This is a genomic window from Microbacterium sp. ZW T2_14, assembly GCF_044987405.1.
Taxonomy (GTDB): Bacteria; Actinomycetota; Actinomycetes; order Actinomycetales; family Microbacteriaceae; genus Microbacterium.
On sequence record NZ_JBJDRK010000067.1, the window covers coordinates 1 to 21,460 of the forward strand.

General features: G+C 71.4%; 21 protein-coding genes and 1 pseudogene. 10 read left to right on the top strand and 12 right to left on the bottom strand.

What is annotated here, in order from left to right; genetic code table 11:
* Positions 1-202 precede the first annotated feature (202 nt).
* Positions 203-1,402: an NAD(P)/FAD-dependent oxidoreductase gene (locus tag ACI3KY_RS17670; protein ID WP_404931450.1), complete on the bottom strand. Its 1,200-nt coding sequence runs from the start codon at positions 1,400-1,402 to the stop codon at positions 203-205.
* A gap of 205 nt (positions 1,403-1,607) precedes the next feature.
* Positions 1,608-1,883, bottom strand: coding sequence for a hypothetical protein (locus tag ACI3KY_RS17675; protein ID WP_404931451.1), 276 nt, complete (start codon positions 1,881-1,883; stop codon positions 1,608-1,610).
* A 69-nt stretch (positions 1,884-1,952) separates the two neighbouring features.
* Here ACI3KY_RS17675 and arfB point away from each other — a divergent pair, with 69 nt between their 5' ends.
* A complete protein-coding gene (gene arfB / locus ACI3KY_RS17680) occupies positions 1,953-2,390 on the top strand; it encodes an alternative ribosome rescue aminoacyl-tRNA hydrolase ArfB (protein ID WP_404931452.1) in 438 nt (145 codons plus the stop codon).
* A 42-nt stretch (positions 2,391-2,432) separates the two neighbouring features.
* Here arfB and ACI3KY_RS17685 read toward each other — a convergent pair whose 3' ends face one another.
* From ACI3KY_RS17685 to ACI3KY_RS17695, 3 genes and pseudogenes are all read right to left on the bottom strand, one after another.
* Positions 2,433-2,720, bottom strand: coding sequence for a DUF1905 domain-containing protein (locus ACI3KY_RS17685; RefSeq protein WP_404931453.1), 288 nt, complete (start codon positions 2,718-2,720; stop codon positions 2,433-2,435).
* 109 nt (positions 2,721-2,829) lie between these two features.
* Positions 2,830-3,159, bottom strand: a complete 330-nt coding sequence (locus ACI3KY_RS17690) for a nuclear transport factor 2 family protein (RefSeq protein WP_404931454.1) — start codon at positions 3,157-3,159, stop codon at positions 2,830-2,832.
* A 284-nt stretch (positions 3,160-3,443) separates the two neighbouring features.
* Positions 3,444-4,421: pseudogene (locus ACI3KY_RS17695) on the bottom strand (PHP domain-containing protein); the annotation flags it as partial.
* A 21-nt stretch (positions 4,422-4,442) separates the two neighbouring features.
* On the opposite strand from ACI3KY_RS17695, the gene ACI3KY_RS17700 reads away from it, so the two are divergent.
* The 6 genes from ACI3KY_RS17700 (at position 4,443) to ACI3KY_RS17725 (ending at position 9,841) form a co-directional block, all read left to right on the top strand.
* Positions 4,443-4,835 carry a molybdopterin-binding protein gene (locus ACI3KY_RS17700; protein ID WP_404931455.1) on the top strand — a complete coding sequence of 131 codons (393 nt, stop codon included), beginning with the start codon at positions 4,443-4,445 and terminating at the stop codon, positions 4,833-4,835.
* Between the two features lies 1 nt (position 4,836).
* Entirely contained in the window at positions 4,837-5,643 is an 807-nt protein-coding gene (gene modA / locus ACI3KY_RS17705; protein WP_404931456.1) for a molybdate ABC transporter substrate-binding protein, read from the top strand.
* A complete protein-coding gene (locus ACI3KY_RS17710) occupies positions 5,640-6,473 on the top strand; it encodes an ABC transporter permease (RefSeq protein ID WP_404931457.1) in 834 nt (277 codons plus the stop codon). Before modA ends, ACI3KY_RS17710 begins: the two co-directional genes overlap by 4 nt.
* Positions 6,470-7,582: a sulfate/molybdate ABC transporter ATP-binding protein gene (locus ACI3KY_RS17715; RefSeq protein WP_404931458.1), complete on the top strand. Its 1,113-nt coding sequence runs from the start codon at positions 6,470-6,472 to the stop codon at positions 7,580-7,582. The genes ACI3KY_RS17710 and ACI3KY_RS17715 overlap by 4 nt, the downstream gene beginning before the upstream one ends.
* A 33-nt stretch (positions 7,583-7,615) precedes the next feature.
* Positions 7,616-8,224, top strand: a complete 609-nt coding sequence (locus ACI3KY_RS17720; RefSeq protein ID WP_404931459.1) for a GNAT family N-acetyltransferase — start codon at positions 7,616-7,618, stop codon at positions 8,222-8,224.
* 66 nt (positions 8,225-8,290) lie between these two features.
* Positions 8,291-9,841, top strand: a complete 1,551-nt coding sequence (locus ACI3KY_RS17725) for an SDR family oxidoreductase (RefSeq protein WP_404931460.1) — start codon at positions 8,291-8,293, stop codon at positions 9,839-9,841.
* 18 nt (positions 9,842-9,859) lie between these two features.
* Here ACI3KY_RS17725 and ACI3KY_RS17730 read toward each other — a convergent pair whose 3' ends face one another.
* From ACI3KY_RS17730 to ACI3KY_RS17750, 5 genes are all read right to left on the bottom strand, one after another.
* A complete protein-coding gene (locus ACI3KY_RS17730) occupies positions 9,860-10,804 on the bottom strand; it encodes a capsular polysaccharide synthesis protein (protein ID WP_404931461.1) in 945 nt (314 codons plus the stop codon).
* 56 nt (positions 10,805-10,860) lie between these two features.
* Positions 10,861-12,537 carry a thiol reductant ABC exporter subunit CydC gene (cydC, locus tag ACI3KY_RS17735; protein ID WP_404931462.1) on the bottom strand — a complete coding sequence of 559 codons (1,677 nt, stop codon included), beginning with the start codon at positions 12,535-12,537 and terminating at the stop codon, positions 10,861-10,863.
* Entirely contained in the window at positions 12,534-14,381 is a 1,848-nt protein-coding gene (gene cydD, locus ACI3KY_RS17740) for a thiol reductant ABC exporter subunit CydD (RefSeq protein WP_404931463.1), read from the bottom strand. The genes cydC and cydD overlap by 4 nt, the downstream gene beginning before the upstream one ends.
* Positions 14,382-14,578: 197 nt before the next feature.
* On the bottom strand, positions 14,579-15,610 hold the full coding sequence (gene cydB, locus ACI3KY_RS17745) for a cytochrome d ubiquinol oxidase subunit II (protein ID WP_404931464.1): 1,032 nt from the start codon (positions 15,608-15,610) through the stop codon (positions 14,579-14,581).
* An 18-nt stretch (positions 15,611-15,628) separates the two neighbouring features.
* Complete coding sequence (locus ACI3KY_RS17750; RefSeq protein ID WP_404931465.1) at positions 15,629-17,074, bottom strand: cytochrome ubiquinol oxidase subunit I; 1,446 nt, start codon at positions 17,072-17,074, stop codon at positions 15,629-15,631.
* 231 nt (positions 17,075-17,305) lie between these two features.
* Here ACI3KY_RS17750 and moaA point away from each other — a divergent pair, with 231 nt between their 5' ends.
* Together moaA and fdhD are read left to right on the top strand one after the other, a co-directional pair.
* Entirely contained in the window at positions 17,306-18,421 is a 1,116-nt protein-coding gene (moaA, locus tag ACI3KY_RS17755) for a GTP 3',8-cyclase MoaA (RefSeq protein WP_404931466.1), read from the top strand.
* Position 18,422: 1 nt separating this feature from the next.
* Complete coding sequence (fdhD, locus tag ACI3KY_RS17760; protein ID WP_404931467.1) at positions 18,423-19,343, top strand: formate dehydrogenase accessory sulfurtransferase FdhD; 921 nt, start codon at positions 18,423-18,425, stop codon at positions 19,341-19,343.
* Between the two features lie 89 nt (positions 19,344-19,432).
* Here the strand turns inward: fdhD and ACI3KY_RS17765 are convergent, their stop codons facing one another.
* Both ACI3KY_RS17765 and ACI3KY_RS17770 read right to left on the bottom strand, forming a co-directional pair.
* A complete protein-coding gene (locus tag ACI3KY_RS17765; RefSeq protein ID WP_404931468.1) occupies positions 19,433-19,807 on the bottom strand; it encodes a hypothetical protein in 375 nt (124 codons plus the stop codon).
* Between the two features lie 109 nt (positions 19,808-19,916).
* Positions 19,917-20,501, bottom strand: a complete 585-nt coding sequence (locus ACI3KY_RS17770; RefSeq protein WP_404931469.1) for a Dps family protein — start codon at positions 20,499-20,501, stop codon at positions 19,917-19,919.
* 204 nt (positions 20,502-20,705) lie between these two features.
* Between ACI3KY_RS17770 and ACI3KY_RS17775 the strand changes: the two genes are divergently transcribed.
* Positions 20,706-21,460, top strand: a 755-nt coding sequence (locus ACI3KY_RS17775; RefSeq protein ID WP_404931470.1) for an amidase, incomplete at its 3' end; no start/stop codon positions are given.

Genomic DNA, 21,460 nt, shown 5'->3' on the forward strand with positions numbered 1-21,460 from the left:
AGGCGGCGCTGCGCGACATCGCCGAAGCCGGCGAGCACGCGGTGTCGCGCGGTGCGCGTCCGCTCCGGATCGCTCAGCTCGGCGAGCGGCTCGACGAGTGGGGGAAAGGCCATATCGACAGGCTACGCCGCGCGCATCGGGGGTCGGGCGCCGGCCGCTCGATCATGTCTGGGGGCAGCGACCGCGGTCGGGGTCCGCCGGCTCAGACGCGTCCGGTCAGGATGAGATTCCAGTAGACCCAGGGCAGGACGTGGCGGTCGAAGATCCACGACAGCCGGCTCTCGCGGTACATCCGCCGGAAGAACGGGATGGTCGGCTTCTGCGTGCCGGTGTCGTCGAACTCGGCCCACACGACCGTGGATCGCGAGACGGTGAACGGGCACACCGCGTAGCCGTCGTAGCGTGCTTTCGGCGCCTTCCCGCGGAGCACCCGCGAGAGGTTCTTGGCCAGCACCCAGGTCTGCTTGCGCAGCGCGCCGCCGCTCTTCGAGTTCGTCGTCGCGGCGGCGTCGCCCAGCGCCCACACATCGGGGAATCGCGGATGCCGCAGCGTCCGTGGATCGACCTCCACGAAGCCGCCCGACGAGCTCGGCGCCGGGAGCATCGACGCCTTGAGCCAATCCGGCGCGGACTGCGGCGGTTCCACGTTGAGTACGTCGTAGTGCAGGTGCTCGGGCCCCTCGGGGCCGCCGATCACCACCTCCTGGGCGGCGGAGTCCACGCGCAGGAGCACCGAACGGGTGCGCAGCTCGATGCCGTACTCCTCGATCTTGCGCTCGAGCTCGCGATCGAACGGCGGCAGGAACGCGGACTCGGTCGGCACCACCATCACGACCCGGATCCTGTCCAGCACCCCTGTGGCACGCCAGTAGTCGCAGGCCTGATACATCGGCTTCTGTGCGGCGGCTGCGCACGAGGCGGGACCGTCGGGCTGGGTGAAGACGACAGTGCCCTCCTTCAGGTCGCGCAGCAGCAGCGACGCCTTCTGCGCCAGCTCGAATTCGTAGTGGGATGCCGCGGCCGGCGTCTGCATCGCCTCGGCCAGGCCCGGTATGCGTTCCCAGTCGAGCTGGATGCCCGGGCACACGATGAGCTGGTCGAACGTCACCCGGTCACCGCTGTCGAGCACGACCGCGTTGGCGTCGGGCTGGACCGTGGTGACGGCATCCTGGATCCACTCCACGCCCTTCGGCATCACCTCTCGCTGCGGGCGAACGGTGATGCCGGCGCGCGCCGTGCCGCCGGCGACATGCGAGAACAACGGCTTGTACAGGTGCTGCTCGCGCGGCTCGATGATCGCGATGTCGTCGACGCCCGAGCGCCGCAATCGCGCGGCGACCGATATTCCGCCGTTGCCTCCGCCGATGACGACCACCTGGTGATGCGCCTGCTCCTCGGACATGTTCCCTCCCCTCCGATGGCGACGCCCGCCGATCACAATCGGCTGATGTCGCGTCTGAGATCTCCCTGAGGTGAGGCTAGGCAGGCGCGGCGAAGAATCGAGGGGGCTTGCGCACGGGGCTGTGGTCGCACGAAGATGCCGGCGCGGCCGTTCCCGGACCGGAACCCCGCCTCGAGGTGCGGTCAGTCGGCGGATCGAGGTGCGGTCAGCCGGCGGATCGCCGCGCGAGACGCCGGCCGACGACGAACGCGAGCGTGATGAGGCCGAGGCTCAACGCCGCGAACCCGACGATCGTGGTGCGCGAGACGAAGACGACGTCGCCGGGCGCGAAGGCGACGTCGGCGAGGGGCTGGTAGGCGAACCACCCGAAGGACCCGAACGGCTGCGACGTCATCCCGATGACGATCGCGACGACTCCCACGAGGAGGAGAATCCCCGCGATCACCCACGCCACGAGTTCCCTGCCACTCCGCTGCACCATGTCCCGACCCTATCGATCGGGCCCGGCCACCGGTGGCCACCGCCCCGCCCGCAAGAGGATGATGGACCCATGCCCGCTGCCCACCGTCCCGGCCTCCGGGTGGGCTCGGGGCTCACCATCCCCGAGTCGGAGTTGACCTGGCGGTTCTCCCGGTCGTCCGGTCCCGGCGGGCAGGGGGTGAACACGGCCGACTCCCGTGCCGAACTGGTGTGGGATGTGTCGCGCTCGGGCGTGCTCTCGCCGCATCAGCGCGAGAGGCTGCTCGCCCGGCTGAGCGGGCGCCTCGTCGAGGGGGTGCTGACGATCGCGGCATCCGAGCATCGCGCGCAGCTGCGCAACCGGGATGCCGCGCGTGCACGCCTCGCCACCCTCGTCGCCGACGCGCTCCGCCCGCCGTCGCCCTCGCGACGACCGACCAAGCCGACCCGCGGCGCCCAGGAGCGGCGCCTCAGTGCGAAGAAGCAGCGCACCGACGTCAAACGGCTGCGCCGGCCACCCGCTGACTGACGCGTCGGCCCGGCCGGGTCCGCGGCGAGGTTCCTCGGCGGCCTACGAGCGGCGCCGCGTGAGGTGGACGTCCACCGCGTCGCCGTCGGTCTTGCCGATCGCCTTTCGGACCTCGGCGTTGATCGGGAGCTTGTGCGTCCCGTCGCCCAGCGCCATGAAGGCGCCTTCGAAGGGATGCCCGTCGACGGTGCCCGCCACCTTGACGAGTCCGCGGGTGCCGAAGATCTCGGCGGAGTCGGGCAGCTTCACGCAGGTCCACGTGTCGCCCGGCTGAGCCTTTCCCAGCGTGGCGGTGAAACTGATGTCCAGGGGGCCGGTGTTGTCCGACATGATGTCTCCTCTCTCTGGCCGTCGCAGCTGTGACGAGTATGGCCTCGGCGACGGCCCTTCAGCGGGATGACGATCGAAGGTCGTCCCGATCGACAGCCCTTGTCCCACCTCACTCCGGGAGGATGACCACGCTCTGGATCAGCCCGTCGCGCAGGGAGAAGCGGAACGGGCTGGTGCCGTTGAATCCGTCGCCACTGACCGCGAGGTGCACGAGGTACGTCTCCGGCGCCGCCTCCTGGGCGATGTCGACGAGCTCGAAATGCGACTGCTTGCCGATGTTGTCGGTGCGGTCCCACTGTCGGATGCCGACATGCCCACGCGCGACCCGACCCCAGTCGTCGAGCGAGCCATCCTCGGTGAAGGCCGCGACGAAGGCATCGGAGTCGCCGGCGTTCGTTGCGTCGATGAAGGCCGAGATGGGAGCGGGGACGAGTGCCATGCTCCGATCCTGCACCCGTGACGCACGGGCGCCCCACTCGGGATCAGCGGGTCCAGAAGTCCTCGGGACGCCCGCCCGGCCGGAATCCGAAGTGCTCGAGCATCGCCGTCGCCTCCGGGAAGTGTGCGGCGAGCATGTCGGGTCCGTGGGCGTCGCTGCCGAACGTGACCGCGGCGCCCGCCTTCCTCCGCCCACCACTGCGGAACCCACGGCCAGAGCCGCCGGGTGTTCATCTCGAGGGCGCGATCCGACGCCGCGATCGCGCGCATCGCGGCCCGGAACCCGCCCTCGAACCTGCGCGGGTCGAATGGCCCGGCCTCGGTGACCGGCCAGGAGCGCACGGCGTAATCGATATGAGTGAACACCGCGAAGGAATCCGACCCGGCGATCATGCGCGGGATCTCCTCGAGGTAGCTCCACATCACGTCGTCGGCCGGCAGGTGGCGGTACAACGTGGTCGGCTCGGTGCGGTGGACGTCGTCGAAGGGAAGCATGTGCAACGACCCGTTGACCCGATCGATCGCCCCACTCGAGAGCAGATCGGCGGCGTACTCGTCGTGCAGGTGCGGCTGCCCGAACTCCACACCCGTGAGGATGCGCAGGGAGGGGAAGTCGTGACGGCACCGTTCGATCGCCGTGAGATAGCCCTCGACATCGAACGAGGGCAAGTGCACATGCCCGCGTTCGTCGACGTACTTCTGCGCGTGTTCGCCGATGTCGCCGTCGTCGACTCTCCAGTCGTGCTCGAAGTCGAGGTGCTCGGTGAACACGATCGCCGGGAGCCCGATCCGGACCGCACGCTCGCAGGTACGGACCATCGAGCCGTGCGATGCCGGATCCGAGCCGCAGTCCCACGACCACTCGCTGTGCACGTGGGCATCGGCGGGAAGCGTCGCCGTCGTCTCGCCGAGAGTACTCCCGCCGCGGGTGCCTCCCTTCAACGCCGAGGCCCCGAGCGGGTGCACGGACGGTTCGCATGTCGCGACTTGTGGCTTCGACCCCGGCATTGCGGAATGTCGTGACACCCGAGCGGGTGCGCGGACGGTTCGGGTGTCACGAGCTGTGGCTTCGACGCCGGCGTTGCGGCGTGTCGTGACACCCCAGCGGGAGCGGAGGATGCCGGCGAGGCGACACGAAGCGGCGTCGGGGGGGTCGGCGCGCCGCGGGCTCGACGGCGATGTGATCGGTGCCGGACCGCGTCGGCAGCGGAGCAGCCGAGTCGTGTCCGCGCATGCGGCGAAAACCGCATGGAGCAACCGCATCTGCGGTGATAACGTGACGCTGTGGCGAGCTACAAGATCTCCGAGGCGGCGCGGCTGCTCGCGGTGAGCGACGACACCGTCCGCCGGTGGATCGAGGCGGGCACGCTGCCGACGACCGGGGCATCGCCCGTCGAGATCCCCGGCGACGCGCTCGCCGCGCGCGCCGTCGAGCTGGCCGCGGCTCCCGGGGACTCGGCCGATCGGCTCTCGAGCGCACGCAACCGCTTCGTCGGGCTCGTCACGCGGGTGCAGCTCGACGGCGTCATGGCGCAGGTCGACATCCAGTCCGGCCCGCACCGCGTGGTCTCGCTCATGTCGTCCGAGGCGGTGCGCGAGCTGGGTCTCGAACCCGGCTCGCTCGCTGTCGCCGTCGTCAAGGCGACGACGGTGATCGTCGAGACCCCGAAGGCCTGACGTGCGCCGCGGTGCCACCATTCGCGCAGCAGCGGTCCTCGCCGCGCTCGTGCTCGCGCTCGCCGGCTGCGCGACGGCGGTCGACAGGGATCCGGGCGCGACGTCATCGGAGACGGCGACGTCGGAGCCCGAGCTGTCCGGCGAGCTCACCGTTTACGCCGCGGCGTCGCTGCAGGGGGCATTCGACGAGTTGGCGATGCAGTTCAAGCAGCGGCATCCGTCCCTCCATGTGCAGCCCGTCACCTACGACGGCTCGTCCACGCTGGCGACGCAGATCATCGAGGGCGCCCCGGCCGATGTCTTCGCGGCGGCCGACGAGCGGAACATGGGGAAGGTCGTCGATGCGGGCCTCGCGAGCGATCCCGCGCTTTTCGCCACGAACACCCTGACGCTCGTGGTTCCCGCGGGCGATCCTGGCCGCATCGATGGCCTCGATGACCTCGCCGACCCCGACCGGACCGTGGTGCTGTGCGCCGCCGAGGTGCCGTGCGGTGCCGCATCGGCGACGCTCCTCTCGAACGCCGGTGTGGAGGCGAGCGTCGACAGTTACGAGCAGAACGTCACCGCCGTCCTCACGAAGGTCGCTGCCGGCGAAGCCGATGCCGGGTTGGTGTACGTGACGGATGCCGCCACCACGCGTGCGGTCGAGGCGATCGCGGTGCCTGGGGCCGAGGAAGTCGTCAACCGTTACCCCGTCGCCGCGGTGGACGACGGCGCAAACCCAGAAGCGGCTGACGCGTTCGTCGCGTTCGTGCTCAGCGACGACGGTCGACGCGTGCTCGAGACCTTCGGGTTCGGGGCACCGTGACCGTCGCCGCGGCACGCGACGCGCGCACGCACGAGGAGCGCGCCGGGTTCGTCCCCCGCGTCCTCGCGGTGCCCGCCGTGATCGGCCTCGCACTGCTCGTGCTGCCGCTGGGCGCGCTCGTGCTGCGCGTGCAGTGGTCCACGCTCTGGGATGACGTCACCTCGCCGCAAGCACTGTCGGCACTCGGGCTCTCGCTCGCGACGGGCGCGGTCGCCACCACCGTGTGCGTCGTCCTCGGTGTGCCGCTTGCGCTCCTCATCGCCCGCAGCACCGTGCGGACGGCGGCCGTGCTGCGCGCCCTGGTGACGGTGCCGCTCGTGCTGCCCCCCATGGTCGGCGGCGTCGCGATGCTGTTCCTGTTCGGCCGCACCAGCTGGCTGGGCGGCGCGCTCGCCGAGTGGGGCATCCGCATCCCGTTCACCACCACCGCCGTCGTCCTCGCGCAGACCTTCGTCGCGCTGCCGTTCCTCGTGCTCGCCCTGGAGGGCGCACTGCGTTCCACCGGCACGGGCTTCGAACAGGCGGCGGCGGGCCTGGGGGCCGGGCGTTGGACGATCCTCGCCCGTGTGACGCTTCCGCTCGCGGCGCCCGGGCTCGTCGCGGGCATCGTGCTGTGCTTCGCCCGCGCCATCGGCGAGTTCGGCGCGACGGCCCTCTTCGCCGGAAACGCTCCGGGCGTGACGCAGACGATGCCGCTCGCGATCTACACCGCGTTCAACGGCGCCGGCGTCTCGCAGGGTACGGCGGTGGCGCTCTCGCTGCTGCTGCTCGTCACCGCCGTCGGCGTGCTGCTGCTCGTGCGTGCCTGGCGCGCGGAGGCCCCGCGATGAGCGGTGCGGCGGGCGCGGATGCCGCCACCGGCGTCGCGGACACTCACACCGCACCGGGGCTGGAGGCCCGCATCCGCGTGGATCGCGGCGGGTTCGCCCTGGACGTGACGCTGAGCGTGCCGGCGGGCGAGGTCGTGGCGCTCATGGGCCCGAGCGGAGCCGGAAAGTCCACGCTGCTCGGAGTGCTGGCAGGGTTGACGGGGTTCGACGAGGGAGAGGTACGGCTCGACGGCCGGCTGCTCGACCGGCGGACGTCCGACCGCTCCGCCACGCGCCGCACGATGCCCGCGCGCCGCGGCGTCGTGCTGCTCGGGCAGGACCCCCGGCTCTTCCCGCACCTCACCGCGCACGACAACGTGGCGTTCGGCCTGCGGGTCCACGGCGCCACGAAGACGGCGGCGGCCGCCGGGGCCGCGGGCTGGCTCGGACGTGTCGGGCTGGCGGATCTCGGGGACCGGCGGCCCGCGCAGCTGTCGGGCGGGCAGCAGCAGCGCGTCGCGCTCGCCCGGGCGCTCGCGACAGCGCCCGCCGCGCTCCTGCTCGACGAGCCGCTCACGTCCCTCGACACCGAGACCGCCGGCGACGTGCGCGCCCTGCTGCACCAGCAGCTCGCGGCGACGCGCACGACGGCCGTCGTCGCGACCCACGACGCGGTGGACGCGGTGGCGCTCGCGAGCCGCCTCGTCGTGCTCGAAGGCGGTCGCGTCACGCAGACCGGGCCGGTGCGCCAGGTGCTCGCGTCGCCCGCGACACGGTTCGCCGCGGCGGTGGCCGGACTCAACCGGGTGGTGGGGACCCTGGAACCCGCAGACTCGACCTGGCGTGCCGGAGACCTGGCGCTGCCCCACGCGGCCGAGCGGCGGCATCCGTCTCTTGTCGCGGTATTCCGGCCGAGCGCCGTCCGGGTGATCGACGGGCCGCCCCGCGCCGCGGGGGAGTGGAGAGCACGCATCCTGCGCCTCGAGCAGACGCCGGCCGGGGTGCGGATACGCGCCGCCGATCCCGACGTGGCGGTGGACGTCGCCGCCGACCATGCCGCGGGGCTCGCGCCCGGCGACACGATCACGCTGCGCGTGGACCCGGCCGACGTGCGACTCGTCGGAGCCTGAGCTTCCCGCACTCGGAGCCCATAGACTCGCCCGGTGACGCGAATCCGCCCCTTTCGCCCCGGTGACGAACCCGCTCTCGTCGAGATCTGCCTGAAGACGGCGGATGCCGGAGCCGACGCGACCGGCATCCTCGACGACGACGATCTGTGGGCCGAGATCTTCGTCCTGCCCTATGCGGCGCGTCACCCCGAGTTCGCGTTCGTCGTAGAGGCGGACGACGGCCGCGTCGTCGGCTACATCGTGGGCGCGCCCGACTCCGCGGCGTTCGAGGAGTGGTTCGCGACCGAGTGGTGGCCGCGGCGCGCCGACCGCTGGCCGCGACCGCCGGGTGAAGAGTCCTCCGCCGACTCCCGGCAGGACGGGATCCTCCGCTACGCGCACGCCCGTGCGGGCGGTGCGCAGCCGTTCGGCGACGACTACCCGGCGCACCTGCACATCGACCTGCTGCCCGAGACCCAGGGCCAGGGTCTGGGCCGCCGGCTCATCGAGACGCTCGAAGACGCCCTGCGCGCGGCGCATGTGCCGGGCCTGCACCTGGTGGCATCGGCCGACAACACCGGCGCCATCGCCTTCTATCCCCGCGTCGGTTTCGAAGCGCTCGCGTCGCCGGAGGGCACGCAGGTCTTCGCGAAGCGCCTCTGACCTACGCGACTGACGGCCCGGCGTCAACCCGTCCGGGTGCGAGGCACGCCCGCGTAGTCTGCCCCCGTGGACGATGTCTCGGCGCCGACCGGCCGTGAGCCGGCACTGCTGGCGCTGCCGCGCCCTGACGGAACCGCGCCGCGTGCGCTGGTCCTCGGCGCCACGGGGTACATCGGCGGGCGGCTGGTGCCGCGACTCCTGAATGCCGGGTACGAGGTGCGCGTCCTCGCGCGCGACCCCGCACGGGCCGCGGCGTTCCCGTGGGGCGGCCGCGTCGAGATCCTCCGTGGCGACGCGGCCGACGAGGTGGCGGTGGGTGAAGCCATGCGCGACGTGGACGTGGTGTTCTACCTGGTGCACTCGATGTCGGGCGGCAAGCGGTTCGCCGACACCGACCGGCGTGCCGCCGAGACCGTCGCGGACGCGGCGGCCGCGGCATCCGTGGGTCGCATCGTGTATCTCGGCGGCCTGCACCCGAGCGGGGTGACGCTCTCACCCCACCTGCAGTCACGCGTGGAGGTGGGGCGGACGTTCCTCGAGAGCGGCGTCCCGACCATCGTGCTGCAGGCGGGCGTCGTGATCGGGTCGGGGTCGGCCTCGTTCGAGATGGTGCGCCACCTCACCGAGGTGCTGCCGTACATGCCGGCGCCGAAATGGGTGCGCAACCGCATCCAGCCCATCGCCGTGCGCGACGTGCTGCACTACCTGCTCGGTGCCGCGCGGCTGCCCGCCGACGTGAACCGCGCCGTCGACATCGGAGGCCCCGACGTGCTGCGGTACGGGCAGATGATGAACGGCTACGCCGTCGAGGCCGGGTTGCGCCAGCGCGCGATCGCAGCCCTGCCGGTGCTGACGCCGCGACTGGCCTCGCACTGGGTCAACCTGGTGACGCCGATTCCCCGCTCGATCGCGCGGCCGCTCGTCGAGTCGCTCCAGAACGAATGCGTCGTGAAGGACGACGGCATCGACGAGCTCATCCCGCCACCGGAGGGCGGTCTCACGCCGTACCGCACCGCCGTGCGGCTGGCGCTCGGCAAGCTCGAGACCGATGCGATCGAGACCAGCTGGCAGGATGCCGGCGTGCTCGACGCCCCGAGCGACCCCTTGCCGAACGACCCCGACTGGGCGGGTCGCGTGGTGTTCAGCGACGTCCGCACCGCGCACTCCCCGGCGTCGCCCGAGGCGCTGTGGCGCGTCATCGTGGGCATCGGCGGCGAGAACGGCTGGTACTCGTCGCCGCTGCTCTGGGCCGTGCGTGGCTGGATGGATCGTCTCGTCGGGGGTATCGGCCTCGCGCGCGGGCGGCGCAGCCGTGGCCGCCTCGCCGTCGGGGATGCGCTCGACTTCTGGCGCGTCGAGGCCCTGGAGCCGGGACGGATGCTGCGGCTCCGGGCCGAGATGAAGGTCCCGGGTCTCGCGTGGCTCGAGCTGCGCGCGTCGCCCGACGAGGCGCGCGGGGGCTCGCGCTACGACCAGCGCGCGGTGTTCTTCCCGCGGGGGCTGGCGGGGCGGCTGTACTGGCTCGCCGTCCTCCCGTTCCACGGGTTCATCTTCGCGGGGATGGCGCGGCGCATCACGGCGACCGCCGCGGCGGGCGGCGCCGTCGGCGAGCCCTGAGCCGCAGCGCCCGTCGCGTCAGGCCGTGAGGATCGGGCGCTGCGACACCAGGCGGTCGAGTACGGAGCCCGGTGGGACCGTGTCGTACTTGTAGCTGAGCTTCTGCACGATCGACGCCCCCGCCACGAAGCGCAGCGCCTCGGGATCCCACGGCTGCATCATGCCGAGCTGCAGCAGGTGGCTGGCGGCGCTCGACAGCGGCGGCGCGGCATCCCACTGTCCGTGGAACTCCGGCACGAGATCGAAGAGCACCTCGAAGATGCGGTGGTAGAGGAAGTAGTCCGGGATGCCGCCACCCGACCGCCACCAGGCCTCCAGCGCGAGCCGCTGCAGGCGGATGAGCGGTGTCGCCGGCACGGCGGCGATGAACCAGTTGCCGATCTGGCGGCGGGTCCAGCGGGGGTAGAGCGCCCCGGCCGTCAGAAGCGGCGCGACGGCGGGAGGCAGGGGCGCCGGCGCCCAGCAGGTGGCGTCGACCCAGATGCCGCCGAGGCGATCGAGCACGCTGACGCGTACGAAGTCCGAGAAGTGCGCGGGGTGGTCCTTCTCGAGGGCGTCGGCGACGGCATCCGGGATCTCCACGAGCTCGCGCGCGGACGCGCCGTCGAGCACGGTCAGCGGTGTCGCCGAGTCGGCATGGAGGCGCGTCATCCCGCCCACGCACGCCTGCACGAGCGGGGGCGCGGTGTCAAGCGGCGAGTTCCAGAACGTGTAGAGGTTCAGTGCCGCGGGATCGACGCGTCCGCCGTCACGGTGCGCGAGGATCCGGCCGTCCTTGCGGGTGCCGGTCTGCTCCGGCAGGCCGGCGTCGATCCGCAGCTCGGGCAGGCGCGGGCGGAGGAACTCGGTGAACGTGCGGTACGCGGCGATCGCGGCCACCGGGTCGACGCTGTCACGGAACCGGTCGGCACGTCGCAGCTGCGCCTCGAGACCCTCGAACGGGTTCGGGATGCCGTCGCTCACGGTCCGAGCCTAGGCCGTGGTGAGCTCGACGACCCGGATCGAACGCCGGACCTGTGTCATCCGGTGACGCGGCCGTCCTCGAGGCGCACGACGCGGTCGACGAGCTCGTCGGGCACGGCGACGTGCGAGATCAGCACCACCGCCTGGTCGTCGCGCACCGCGCTCAGCAGGTCGACGAGCAGGCGATCGGATGCCTCGGGGTCGACGCCGGCCGTCGGCTCGTCGAGCACCAGCACCGGGAACCCGCGCAGCAGCGCCCGGGCCAACGCGATCCGCTGCGCCTGACCCCCCGAGACGAGAACGCCCCGTTCGCCGACACGGGCGTCGAGCCCGCCGCGCTCCTGCAGCCAGCCATCGAGGCCGACGCGGGCGAGTGCCGCCTCGAGTTCGGCATCCGTCGCCGTATCGCGCGCGAACAGCAGGTTCTGCCGGATGTCCTCGTCGAAGAGCATCGGATGCTGCTCGCACAGCCCGACGGTCAGCCGCACGTCGTCAGGGGAGAGGTCGTGCACGGAGCGGTCGCCGATGTCGTAGCCGCCATCGGTCTCGAGGAACCGCACCAGCGCGTGCGCGAGCGTGCTCTTGCCCGCGCCGCTCGCCCCCATCACCAGTACCCGCTCGCCAGAGCGGATCGTCAGGTCGATGCCGTGCAGCGACGGGTGCTCGGCAGCCGGCCAGCGCACGTCCGCCGCCCGCAGCCGGATGCCGTCGCCGAGCGGGGGAGCCTCACCGGTGGACTCCAGGGTCTCGGGTGCCAGCTCCGCCGGCGGCGTCTCGGGCAGGGCGCCCGCCACACGCTCGGCCGAGGCGCGCACCTGCCGCCACGCAGAGGCGGCCATGGGGACGGCCGCGAACACCTCGAAGACGGCCATCGGCACGAGCACGACGACGGCGAGCGATGGGCCGGGAAGGGCTCCGGATGCCGCAGCCGGCGCCGCGATCAGCACCGCCGCGATCGAGGCCGCGCCCGCCACGAGCGAGACGAGGGCGGCTGTTCCCGCCTGCGCGCCGGAGCGGCGGACCACCGCCCGGCGGAGGTCGGCGTCGGCACGGGCGATCCGGTCCCGGCTCTGCGCCTCGGCGCCGAACGCGGCGAGCACGTCCAGGCTGCCGATGTGGTCGAGCACGGCGTCCGCGAGGCGCGCGCGCAAAGGCGCGATGTCGCGCTCGGCCCGTGCCCCCGACATCCATCCCCACAGCGTGGCGACGGCCGCCGCGACGACGAGGCACGCGAGCAGGGTCAGTGCCGCCGGCCACCACACGAACGCCACGAGCACGACCGCGCCGAGCGCCACGAGCGCCGACGACACGAGCGGCTGCACCACCCGCAGCGGGAGGTTCTGCAGTTCGTCGACGTCGTCGACGAGCGCCCCGAGGACCGAGCCGCGGCGGGTGCGCGTCAGCCCGTCCGGGGCCAACGGCACCAGCCGGCGCACCAGATCGGACCGGGTGGAGGCGAGCTGCCGCAGCGCGGCATCGTGGCCGGTGAGACGCTCGAGGTAGCGGAACGAGGCGCGGGAGATCGCGAAGAACCGCACGCCGACCACCGCTGCGGACAGGTACAGCACCGGCGGCTGCTCGCTCGCGCGCACGATGAGCCACGCGCTCACGGCGAGCAGCGCCACGGCGGACGCCTCGGAGGCGAAGCCGGCCGCCAGCGCCCACCAGAACCGCCGCGCCGGCGGCATCGCGCCGCGCAGCACCGCTTTCGCGCTTCCCGGGGCCATGGTCATGCGAGGACCTCGATCGGTCCCTGAGCCTGTCGAAGGGCGAGGCGGACGACGGCGTCCGCGATCTGGCGGGCGCTGGTGCGATGGGACACGAGCAGCACGGTGGCGCCGGCATCCGCGAGCGAGCGGACGCTGCTCCAGAGCCGCCCCTCCGTCTCGGGATCGAGCGCCGAGCTCGGCTCGTCGAGCGCGATCACCGGCGCGGCCCCGCGCAGGTGACGGTACAGCGCGCGGGCGACGGCCACGCGCTGTGCCTGCCCGCCCGAGAGTCCGGCGCCCTGCACGCCGAGTTCGAGGGCGGCGTCGAGAGTCCCCGCGCAGGCGAGGTCGAGCGCCCGCCGCACGGTGTCGCCATCCGGCGTCGGGTCGCCGAGCGAGACGTTGTCGGCGATCGTGCCGGCGAGCAGACCCGGGCGCTGACCGGTCCACGCGAGCCAGGCGGTCGGCGCGAGGTCACGGACCTCGACGCCGTTCCACCTCGCCGAGCCCTCGAACGTCGCGGCGCCGCGCAGGGCCGCGAACAGGCTGGACTTGCCGGCCCCGCTCGGGCCCTCGATGAGGGTGACCGTGGCCGGACCGGCTGTCAGGTCGACGGACGGCAGCCACTGCTGTCCGCGTCGCACGCGCACCGCCGCGAGCTCGAGAAGTGGCCGAGTCGACGCGGCGCGAGGGTTCCGAGGCGGTTCGGACCGCCGGGGCGTTTCGTCTCGCTCGTTCCTCGCTCGCTCGACGACCGGAGTCTGGGCCTCGACGACCGCCGCCGGGGCCTCGGCGACCGCCGCCGGGGCCTCGACGACCGGAGCTAGGGCCCCGAGTGCGGACGGCCGGTTCGGGGACGCGGTGCGCCCGCGTGCGGCATCCAGCACGTCGAAGACATCTTCGGTCGCAGCGATACCCTCGGCCGCCGCGTGGAACTGCACACCCACCTGTCGGAGCGGCAGATACGCCTCGGGCGCCAGCAGCAGCACGAACAGGCCGACGGCCAGCGCGAGCGATCCGTCGATGAGTCGGAAGCCGATCGACACGGCGACGATCGCGACCGAGATCGAGGCGAGGAACTCCAAGGCGAAGCCCGACAGGAACGAGACGCGCAGCACCCGCATCGTCTCGCGCCGGTAGTCGTCGGTGACCTTCTCGATGGATGCCGCGGCCCGGTGCTGGCGGCCGAACACCTTGAGGGTCGACAGGCCCTGCACCGTGTCGGCGAATCGCGACGCGAGGCGCTGCAGCGTCTGCCACTGCCGCTGCTGCACCGTGCGCGTCGCGAGGCCGATGAGCACCATGAAGATCGGGATGAGGGGGAGCGTGAGCAGCACCGTGAGCCCCGAGATCCAGTCCTGCCACCACATCACCGCGATGATCAGCGGCGTAGCGACGACGGTCTGCACCAGCTGCGGCAGGTAGCGGCCGAAGTACGCCTCGAGGGCGTCGAGCCCTCGTCCGGCGGTGACCGCCAGGGCCGCGGAGTTGCGTGCTCCGAGCCATTCCGGCCCGAGAACGCCGATCCCCGCGATGAGCGCCGTGCGCAGCTGGGTCTGCACCCGCGCGGCGGCGCGCGCGGCGACCGCTTCGCGCGCCCACAGCAGCACGGCGCGCAGCGCGACCACCGCGGCCAGCGCGCCGAGGGTCCGCACGAGCTCGGCCGGCGGCATCCCATCGATCGCTCCGGTGATGGCACGGGTCAGCAGCCACGCGAAGGCGACGATCACGGCGGTCTGGGCGAGTGCGATCGCAGCGATCACCAGGAAGAACCAACGAGATGCGCGGGCGTATCTCAGCAGTCGCGGGTCGACGGGCTTGGTCGAGGTGCGCGTCGGCGCCGGGCCGCCGCCGTTGTTCTCGTCCATGGCTCCTTCGACCCTACCCATCGGCACGGTGCCTCTCGTCTCCTCGGCCCGCCGTCGCGCGCCCCCCGCTCTTCCCGTGACTTGCCGTACATGTACCCAACACGCTGGCGTGTCGCGTACATAACCGGCAAGTCAACCGAGGGGGCATGAGGAGACGTGAGGGGGGAGGGATGCCGCGGGCTGCGGCATCCGCTGGCTCAGTGCGCGACCGCGGCCGCCTTCTCGATGTGCGAGCGGGTGACGCGCTTGCGGAAGATCCAGTACGTCCAGCCCTGGTAGGCGAGCACGAGCGGCAGGAAGATGAGCGCTGCCCACGACATGATCGTGAGGGTGTAGTCGGTGCTGGAGGCGTTCTCGATCGTGAGCGAGCCGGCAGGGTCGCCGGTCGAGGGCATCACGTACGGGAAGAGCGCGAACCAGATGGCGAGCACCGCCGACACGATGGTGCCGGCGCCGAACCCGAACGCCCAGCCCTCTCGACCCCGCGCGTTGGAGATCCATGACGCGATGAGCAGCACGGCGGCGACGGCCGACAGCGCAGCGGTCGCCGGGGCGAACTCGCGGCCCTCGCCGAACGCCATGCCCACCGTCCACAGCAGGAAGATCGCGGCCACGACGATGGTGAGCAGCCCTGCGCGGCCGGCGAGCCGGCGCGCGTCGGCGGCGACCTGGCCATCCGTCTTCAGCGCGACGAAGTACACGCCGTGCGTGAAGAACAGCAGCAGCGTCGTGAGCCCGCCGAGCAGCCCGTACGGGTTGAGAAGCGTCAGGAACGACCCGACGAACTCGTGGTCGGCGTCGAGCGGCACGCCCTGCACGATGTTGGCGACCGCGACGCCCCACAGGAGCGCCGGCACGGCCGAGCCGACGACGATCATCGTGTCGAAGCCCTTCTTCCACCGCAGCGAGTCGCGCTGGTGGCGGTACTCGAACGAGACGCCGCGCAGGATGAGCGCGAGCAGGATGAGCAGCAGTGCCAGATAGAAGCCGCTGAACAGCGTGGCGTACCACTCCGGGAAGGCAGCGAACAGACAGGCGCCCGCGACGATGACCCAGGTCTCGTTGAGGTCCCAAACGGGGCCGATGGTGTTGATGACCTGGCGTCGGCTGACATCGTTCTTGCCCAGGAACGGCAGCGACATGCCGACGCCGAAGTCGAAGCCGTCGAGGACGAAGTAGCCGACGAACAGAAAGCCGACGATCCAGAACCAGAAGTAGGCGAGATCCATGACGTGCTCCTGAAGCTCCTAGTAGACCGTCGTCGGGGTGTCTTCGACCGCGAGGGTTCGCGCATCGGGATCGTCGGGCCCCGGCAGCGGGTCGGGCCCCTTCTTCGCCGTCTTCACGATGAGGCCGAACTCGACGACCGCCAGCGCCGCATAGATCCCGGTGAAGGCGAGCAGCGAGACGAGCACCGTCCAGCCCGGCACCGAGGGTGAGACCCCGTCTTCGGTCAGCATGAGGCTGAACACGATCCACGGCTGGCGGCCCATCTCGGTGAAGATCCAGCCGACGAGGATCGCGAACAGGGATGCCGGCCACGCCCAGATCGCCAGCCGCCAGGCCCACGCCGGCACGTCGCGCTTGGCGTTCTTGCGCGTGAGCCAGAGGCCTGCCACCGCCACGAGCGCCGCGACGCCGCCCAGGCCGATCATCCAGCGGAACGCCCAGTAGGTGACCCAGAGGATGGGGGCGAAGTTGCCGTCCACCTGCTCGGCGAACTGCGGGAACATCTCGGTCGTGTACTGCGCGTTGAGGTCGTTGATGCCCTCGACGCAGCCATCGAGCGAGTGCGTCGAGAGCAGTGAGAGCAGGTACGGCACGCGGATCGAGAAGAGCTCGCTCGTGCCGTCGGGCGTGCCGAGTGTGAAGATCGAGAACGAGGCATCCGCTCCGCACACCGTGTTGAAGGTCGCCTCGGCGGCTGCCATCTTCATCGGCTGCGTCGCCACCATGACGAGACTCAGCTGGTCGCCCGAGAGCGCGACCCCCGCGAACGCGGCGATCAGACCCCACAGTCCGAACTTGAGCGACGACCGCATCATGTCGACGTTCTGCTTGCGCAGCAGGTGCCAGGCCGAGATCGAGACGATGACGCCGGCGGTCATCATGAAGGCCGCGAACAGGGTGTGCGGCAGGGCCGCCAGCGCGACCGGGTTCGTCAGCACGGCGAAAAAGTCCGTCATCTCGGCGCGGGAGCCGTCTTCGGCCATCTTGAAGCCGACGGGATTCTGCATGAACGCGTTGGCCGCGAGGATGAAGTACGCCGAGAACCATGCGCCGATCGTCGCGATCCAGATGCTCGCCAGGTGCAGCGCCTTGGGCAGCTTGTCCCAGCCGAAGATCCACAGCCCGATGAAGGTCGCCTCGAAGAAGAACGCCATCAGCCCCTCGAAGGCGAGCGGCGCCCCGAACACATCGCCGACGAACCGGGAGTAGGACGACCAGTTCATGCCGAACTGGAACTCCTGCACGATGCCGGTGACGACGCCCATCGCGAAGTTGATCAGAAAGATCTTGCCGAAGAAGCGGGTCAAGTGGAGCCACTTCACCTTGCCGGTGCGGAACCACGCCGTCTGGAAGATCGCGACCGTCAGCGCCATGCCGAGGGTGAGCGGCACGAAGAGGAAGTGGTACAGCGTCGTGAGGCCGAACTGCCAGCGCGCCAGCAGCAGGGGGTCCAGCAGATCCATGTTGCGCTTCCGATCGTCGGACTGACTGTATGGTCTGACCACACAGTAGCATGTGGTCAGACCACAGCGGCAGGCGATCTTCGCGATCGTCTCGCGGTCTCACATTCGCAGCAATCGGCGCGCGGCGCGACCGTTGCTTCGTGAATAATCCGTCGCACCGGAGCCGTGTGCGCCACCGCGCGACTACCCTCGAATCATGGCGATCCGGGCAGAGCGATCGGAACCGGGCGCATGAGTGCGATCCCGGTCACGATCGGACGAAGGATGCCGTTCCCCGCGGCATCCCCGCGGCTCGACGCCTCGGCGCAGCACGCAGCCACCCCGGGCGGTGCGATCGGGAGCCCTCTGGTCGACACGCACGCACGGGTGCACCGGGATCTGCGGATCTCGCTCACCGACCGCTGCTCGCTGCGGTGCACGTACTGCATGCCCGAGCAGGGCAACGAGTGGCTCGCCAAGACCAGCATCCTGACGCTCGACGAGATCGAGCGCATCGCTCGGGTCGCCGCGGCCGACGGCATCACCACGTTCCGGCTCACCGGAGGCGAGCCGCTGCTGCGCACCGACATCGTCGAGGTGGTGCACCGGCTCGCGGCGATCACAGGCCCGACCGGCGCTCCGGTCGAGATCGCGATGACGACGAACGGCATCCGCCTGCCCGAACTGCTGCCCGGCCTGATCGAGGCGGGCCTCGACCGCCTGAACATCTCGATCGACACGCTGCGGCGCGATCGCTTCCACGAGCTGACCCGCCGTGACCGGCTCGACGACGTGCTGGAGGGGATCGCGGCGGCTGCGGCATCCGCTCTGCGTCCCTTGAAGCTGAACGCGGTGGCGATGCGGGATGTGAACGACGACGAGCTGGTCGAGCTCGTGGAATTCGCGATCGCGCACGACGCGCAGATGCGGTTCATCGAGCAGATGCCGCTGGATGCCGGTCACACCTGGGACCGCTCGCGGATGGTCACGCAGGACGAGATCCTCGCCGCGCTCGCCCAGCGGTGGACCCTCACCCCGGTGCCCGGCCGCGGCGGCGCGCCCGCCGCACGATGGACCCTCGATGGCGGTCCCCATTCTGTGGGGGTGATCGCCTCCGTCACCGCCCCGTTCTGCGGGGACTGCGACCGCCTGCGGCTGACCGCCGACGGTCAGCTGCGCAACTGCCTGTTCTCGACCACCGAGTACGACGTGCTGCCCATCCTCCGCGATGGCGGCTCCGACGAGACAGTGGACGCCGGTATCGACGGGATGCTGCGCTCCTGCGTGCACGGCAAGCTTCCCGGTCACGCGATCAACGATCCGTCGTTCCTGCAGCCCGCGCGCGGGATGAACGCGATCGGCGGCTGAGATGGGCCGTCTCACGACGCGCGCCCCGGTCACCCGGATCTCGCTGAACGACGGAGAGGCCGCGGTCCGCCGCCGTGCCGACACCCTCGTCGTCGAGGAGCCGCTCGAGATCCGCATCGTCGGCGAGCCGCTGACCGTCACCATGCGCACGCCGGGGCACGACCTCGAGCTCGCCGCCGGCTTCCTGGTGTCGGAGGGCGTGATCGCCGCGGCCGGAGACCTCCGCTCCGCGATCCACTGCGGCGGCCCCGGCACGGCGCCTGCCGCCGTGACGCCGCTGCTGAGCATCGGGCCCGCGGTCGCTACTCCGGCGTCGACGGAGAACACCTACAACGTGCTCGACATCGCGCTCGCTCCCGGCCTGGAGCCGCTGGTCACCGACATCGCCCGCAACTTCTACACGACCAGCTCGTGCGGCGTCTGCGGCACGGCATCGATCGAGGCCATCGAGAAGCAGTCCCGCTACGACGTGGCGACGGATGCCGCGACTCTCGACGCCGCGGTGATCACGGGCCTTCCCGACACGCTGCGGGCCGGTCAGACCGTGTTCGAGAAGACCGGCGGCCTGCATGCCGCGGCGCTGTTCGACGCCGGCTCGGGGGAGCTGCTCGTGCTCCGGGAAGACGTCGGCCGCCACAACGCCGTCGACAAGGTCATCGGCTGGGCGGTGCTGGAAGACCGGCTGCCTCTGACCGGAACCGTGCTGCAGGTGTCGGGTCGGGCGAGCTTCGAGCTGGTCCAGAAGGCCGTGATGGCCGGCATCCCGATCCTGTCCGCCGTCTCGGCACCGTCGTCGCTCGCGGTCGAGCTCGCCACCGCCTCCGGACTCACCTTGGTCGGCTTCGTGCGCGGATCGTCGATGAACGTGTACTCGCGACCCGACCGGGTACGCGTGCCGGCCTCCGCGACCTCGAAGGTCTGACCCGGCTCAGTCGCGGCGGGACGTGCGCCGCGCCGGGGACTGCGTACCCCGGGCACGGGGCGGGACCGCGAAGATTCCTTCGCGTCGGCTCAGAAGAGCTGGCCGAAGATGAGGATCGCGATGAAGAAGACGGCCAGGATGGCGACGATGATCCCCAGCGTCCGGCCCGAGAGCTTGGCGACGCCCCAGCCGATCAGGACGGGCACCGCGAGAAGGAAGATCGCGACGATCCACCAGAACGTCGAGTAGCCGGCGTTGCTGGCCTCTTCGAGGCGGCCGCCGAAGAGCTCCTGCGTCGCCGGGTGGGTGGCGAAGCGCACCGCGATCGAGATGGGGACCGCCACGAAGACGAACACCACGAGACCGATGAGCCAGCCCCAGAGGACGGGGCTGCCGTTGCCCGAGAGGACACCGCCGTGCAGTTCGGATTCCGGCTGGTGCTGCTGCTGCTTGCCTGATGCCATGCGCATGACTCTAGTGGCGCGGGACGTGCTCACATCACGCAGGTCGCGTGACATGGCGCTGCCCGCCGGTCCTTGGGGGAGGAGGCGGGCAGCGTCGGGGCGCCTGGGATCATCGCCTGGGGGTGCGATTCTCCGCGCTCACCATCCACGAGAGCTGCTCGACACGCTCAAGAATGGCGTGGAGGATGTCGGCACTCGTGGGGTCTTCTTCGTCGACGGCGTCGTGCACGTCGCGGCACGTCGCGGCCACGTCGTCCAGTCGCTCCGTCATGAGATCCACGACCTCGTTCGTCGCGATCTCACCCTGCGGGAACTCCGGCAGGGTCGTGTTCTCCGCGACCACGTCGCTGCGCCCGTCCGGCAGGGCGTGCAGCGACCGCATGCGCTCGGCGACGGTGTCGGCGAAGTCCCTCGCCGCTTCGATGATCTCGTCGAGCTGAAGGTGGGTGTCGCGGAAGTTGCGGCCCACGACGTTCCAGTGGGCCTGCTTGCCCTGCAGCGAGAGCTCGATGAGGTCGACGAGCACCTTCTGGAGGTTCTCGCTCAGCGTCTCCGACGCCGTGAAGCCGCGCTCGGCGTTCTGCTCAGGCGTGAGCGCGGCGCCGACCCCGCCGCGTGCCGTGCGGCGCTTGCCCTTGGAAGCGCTGCTCGTGCTCGTCTGAGAGGTGCTCTTCTTCGCGGTCGTCGTCGCCACTGTCGCTCCATTCATCTGGTGCCACGCCGCGGGAGGTCCATCGGAGCCTGCCGCGGGGCGCCATCGTGGGGGTTTGGGGCCCGCGCGCTCTGCGGGATGCTTCGACGCTAACCATGAGTGCGCCTGCGCGCGTGGGGGTTGCCGTCCGTGCAACCTCGTGCTAGCCGTGAGGGAAGGTCCCGGCGCGTGGTGAGATGGATCGCCATGACTCCGCCCATCCCCGTGCCCGCGTCCGCGGCGTCGATCGCCGCCGCCGTCTGTGCGGGCGACGTCTCCGCACTCGAGGTCGTCGAGGCGCACCTGGACCGCATCGCCCGGCGCAACCCGGAGGTGAACGCGGTCACCGTCGTCTTCGCCGACCGGGCGCGCGCAGCCGCAGCCGACATCGACGCGGCCGTCGCCGCCGGACACGATCCCGGCCCGCTGGCGGGTGTGCCGTTCTCGGTCAAGGAGAACATCGACCTCACGTGGTCGGCGACGACCAACGGCTGGCGCGGGAACGCCGATGCGGTGCCGGCGCAGGACGCGACGATCGTGCGACGGATGCGGCGGGCAGGGGCCGTGCCGGTGGGCCGGGGCAACATGCCCGACTTCGGCATGCGGTGGGATACCGACAACGACCTGTTCGGCCGCACGCTCAACCCGTGGCGCCCCGACCGCAGCGCCGGTGGATCCAGCGGCGGCGACGCGGTCGCGGTGGCGACCGGCATGAGCAGCCTCGGGCTCGGCAATGACTTCGGCGGCTCGCTCCGCCTTCCCGCCTACGCCGCCGGGGTCGTCGGGCTGCGACCGTCGCGGGGGCGGGTGCCGCGCGCGGCCGTCCGCGGTCAGCCGGTCGCCCTCACGCTGCAGCAGTTCTCGGTCAACGGACCCTTGGCGCGCACCGTCGACGACGCCGCCCTCGCGCTGGGCGTGATGGAGGGCTGGGATGCCGACGACCCGGTGTCCGTGGCGGCGCC

What these genes read in the sequence shown, in the direction of transcription:
- ACI3KY_RS17670 (WP_404931450.1), bottom strand. Translation starts at nt 1,402, where the DNA reads ATGTCCGAGGAGCAGGCGCATCACCAGGTGGTCGTCATCGGCGGAGGC.
- ACI3KY_RS17675 (WP_404931451.1), bottom strand. Translation starts at nt 1,883, where the DNA reads ATGGTGCAGCGGAGTGGCAGGGAACTCGTGGCGTGGGTGATCGCGGGG.
- arfB (WP_404931452.1), top strand. Translation starts at nt 1,953, where the DNA reads ATGCCCGCTGCCCACCGTCCCGGCCTCCGGGTGGGCTCGGGGCTCACC.
- ACI3KY_RS17685 (WP_404931453.1), bottom strand. Translation starts at nt 2,720, where the DNA reads ATGTCGGACAACACCGGCCCCCTGGACATCAGTTTCACCGCCACGCTG.
- ACI3KY_RS17690 (WP_404931454.1), bottom strand. Translation starts at nt 3,159, where the DNA reads ATGGCACTCGTCCCCGCTCCCATCTCGGCCTTCATCGACGCAACGAAC.
- ACI3KY_RS17715 (WP_404931458.1), top strand. Translation starts at nt 6,470, where the DNA reads ATGAGCGGTGCGGCGGGCGCGGATGCCGCCACCGGCGTCGCGGACACT.
- cydC (WP_404931462.1), bottom strand. Translation starts at nt 12,537, where the DNA reads ATGACCATGGCCCCGGGAAGCGCGAAAGCGGTGCTGCGCGGCGCGATG.
- cydD (WP_404931463.1), bottom strand. Translation starts at nt 14,381, where the DNA reads ATGGACGAGAACAACGGCGGCGGCCCGGCGCCGACGCGCACCTCGACC.
- cydB (WP_404931464.1), bottom strand. Translation starts at nt 15,610, where the DNA reads ATGGATCTCGCCTACTTCTGGTTCTGGATCGTCGGCTTTCTGTTCGTC.
- ACI3KY_RS17750 (WP_404931465.1), bottom strand. Translation starts at nt 17,074, where the DNA reads ATGGATCTGCTGGACCCCCTGCTGCTGGCGCGCTGGCAGTTCGGCCTC.
- moaA (WP_404931466.1), top strand. Translation starts at nt 17,306, where the DNA reads ATGAGTGCGATCCCGGTCACGATCGGACGAAGGATGCCGTTCCCCGCG.
- fdhD (WP_404931467.1), top strand. Translation starts at nt 18,423, where the DNA reads ATGGGCCGTCTCACGACGCGCGCCCCGGTCACCCGGATCTCGCTGAAC.
- ACI3KY_RS17765 (WP_404931468.1), bottom strand. Translation starts at nt 19,807, where the DNA reads ATGGCATCAGGCAAGCAGCAGCAGCACCAGCCGGAATCCGAACTGCAC.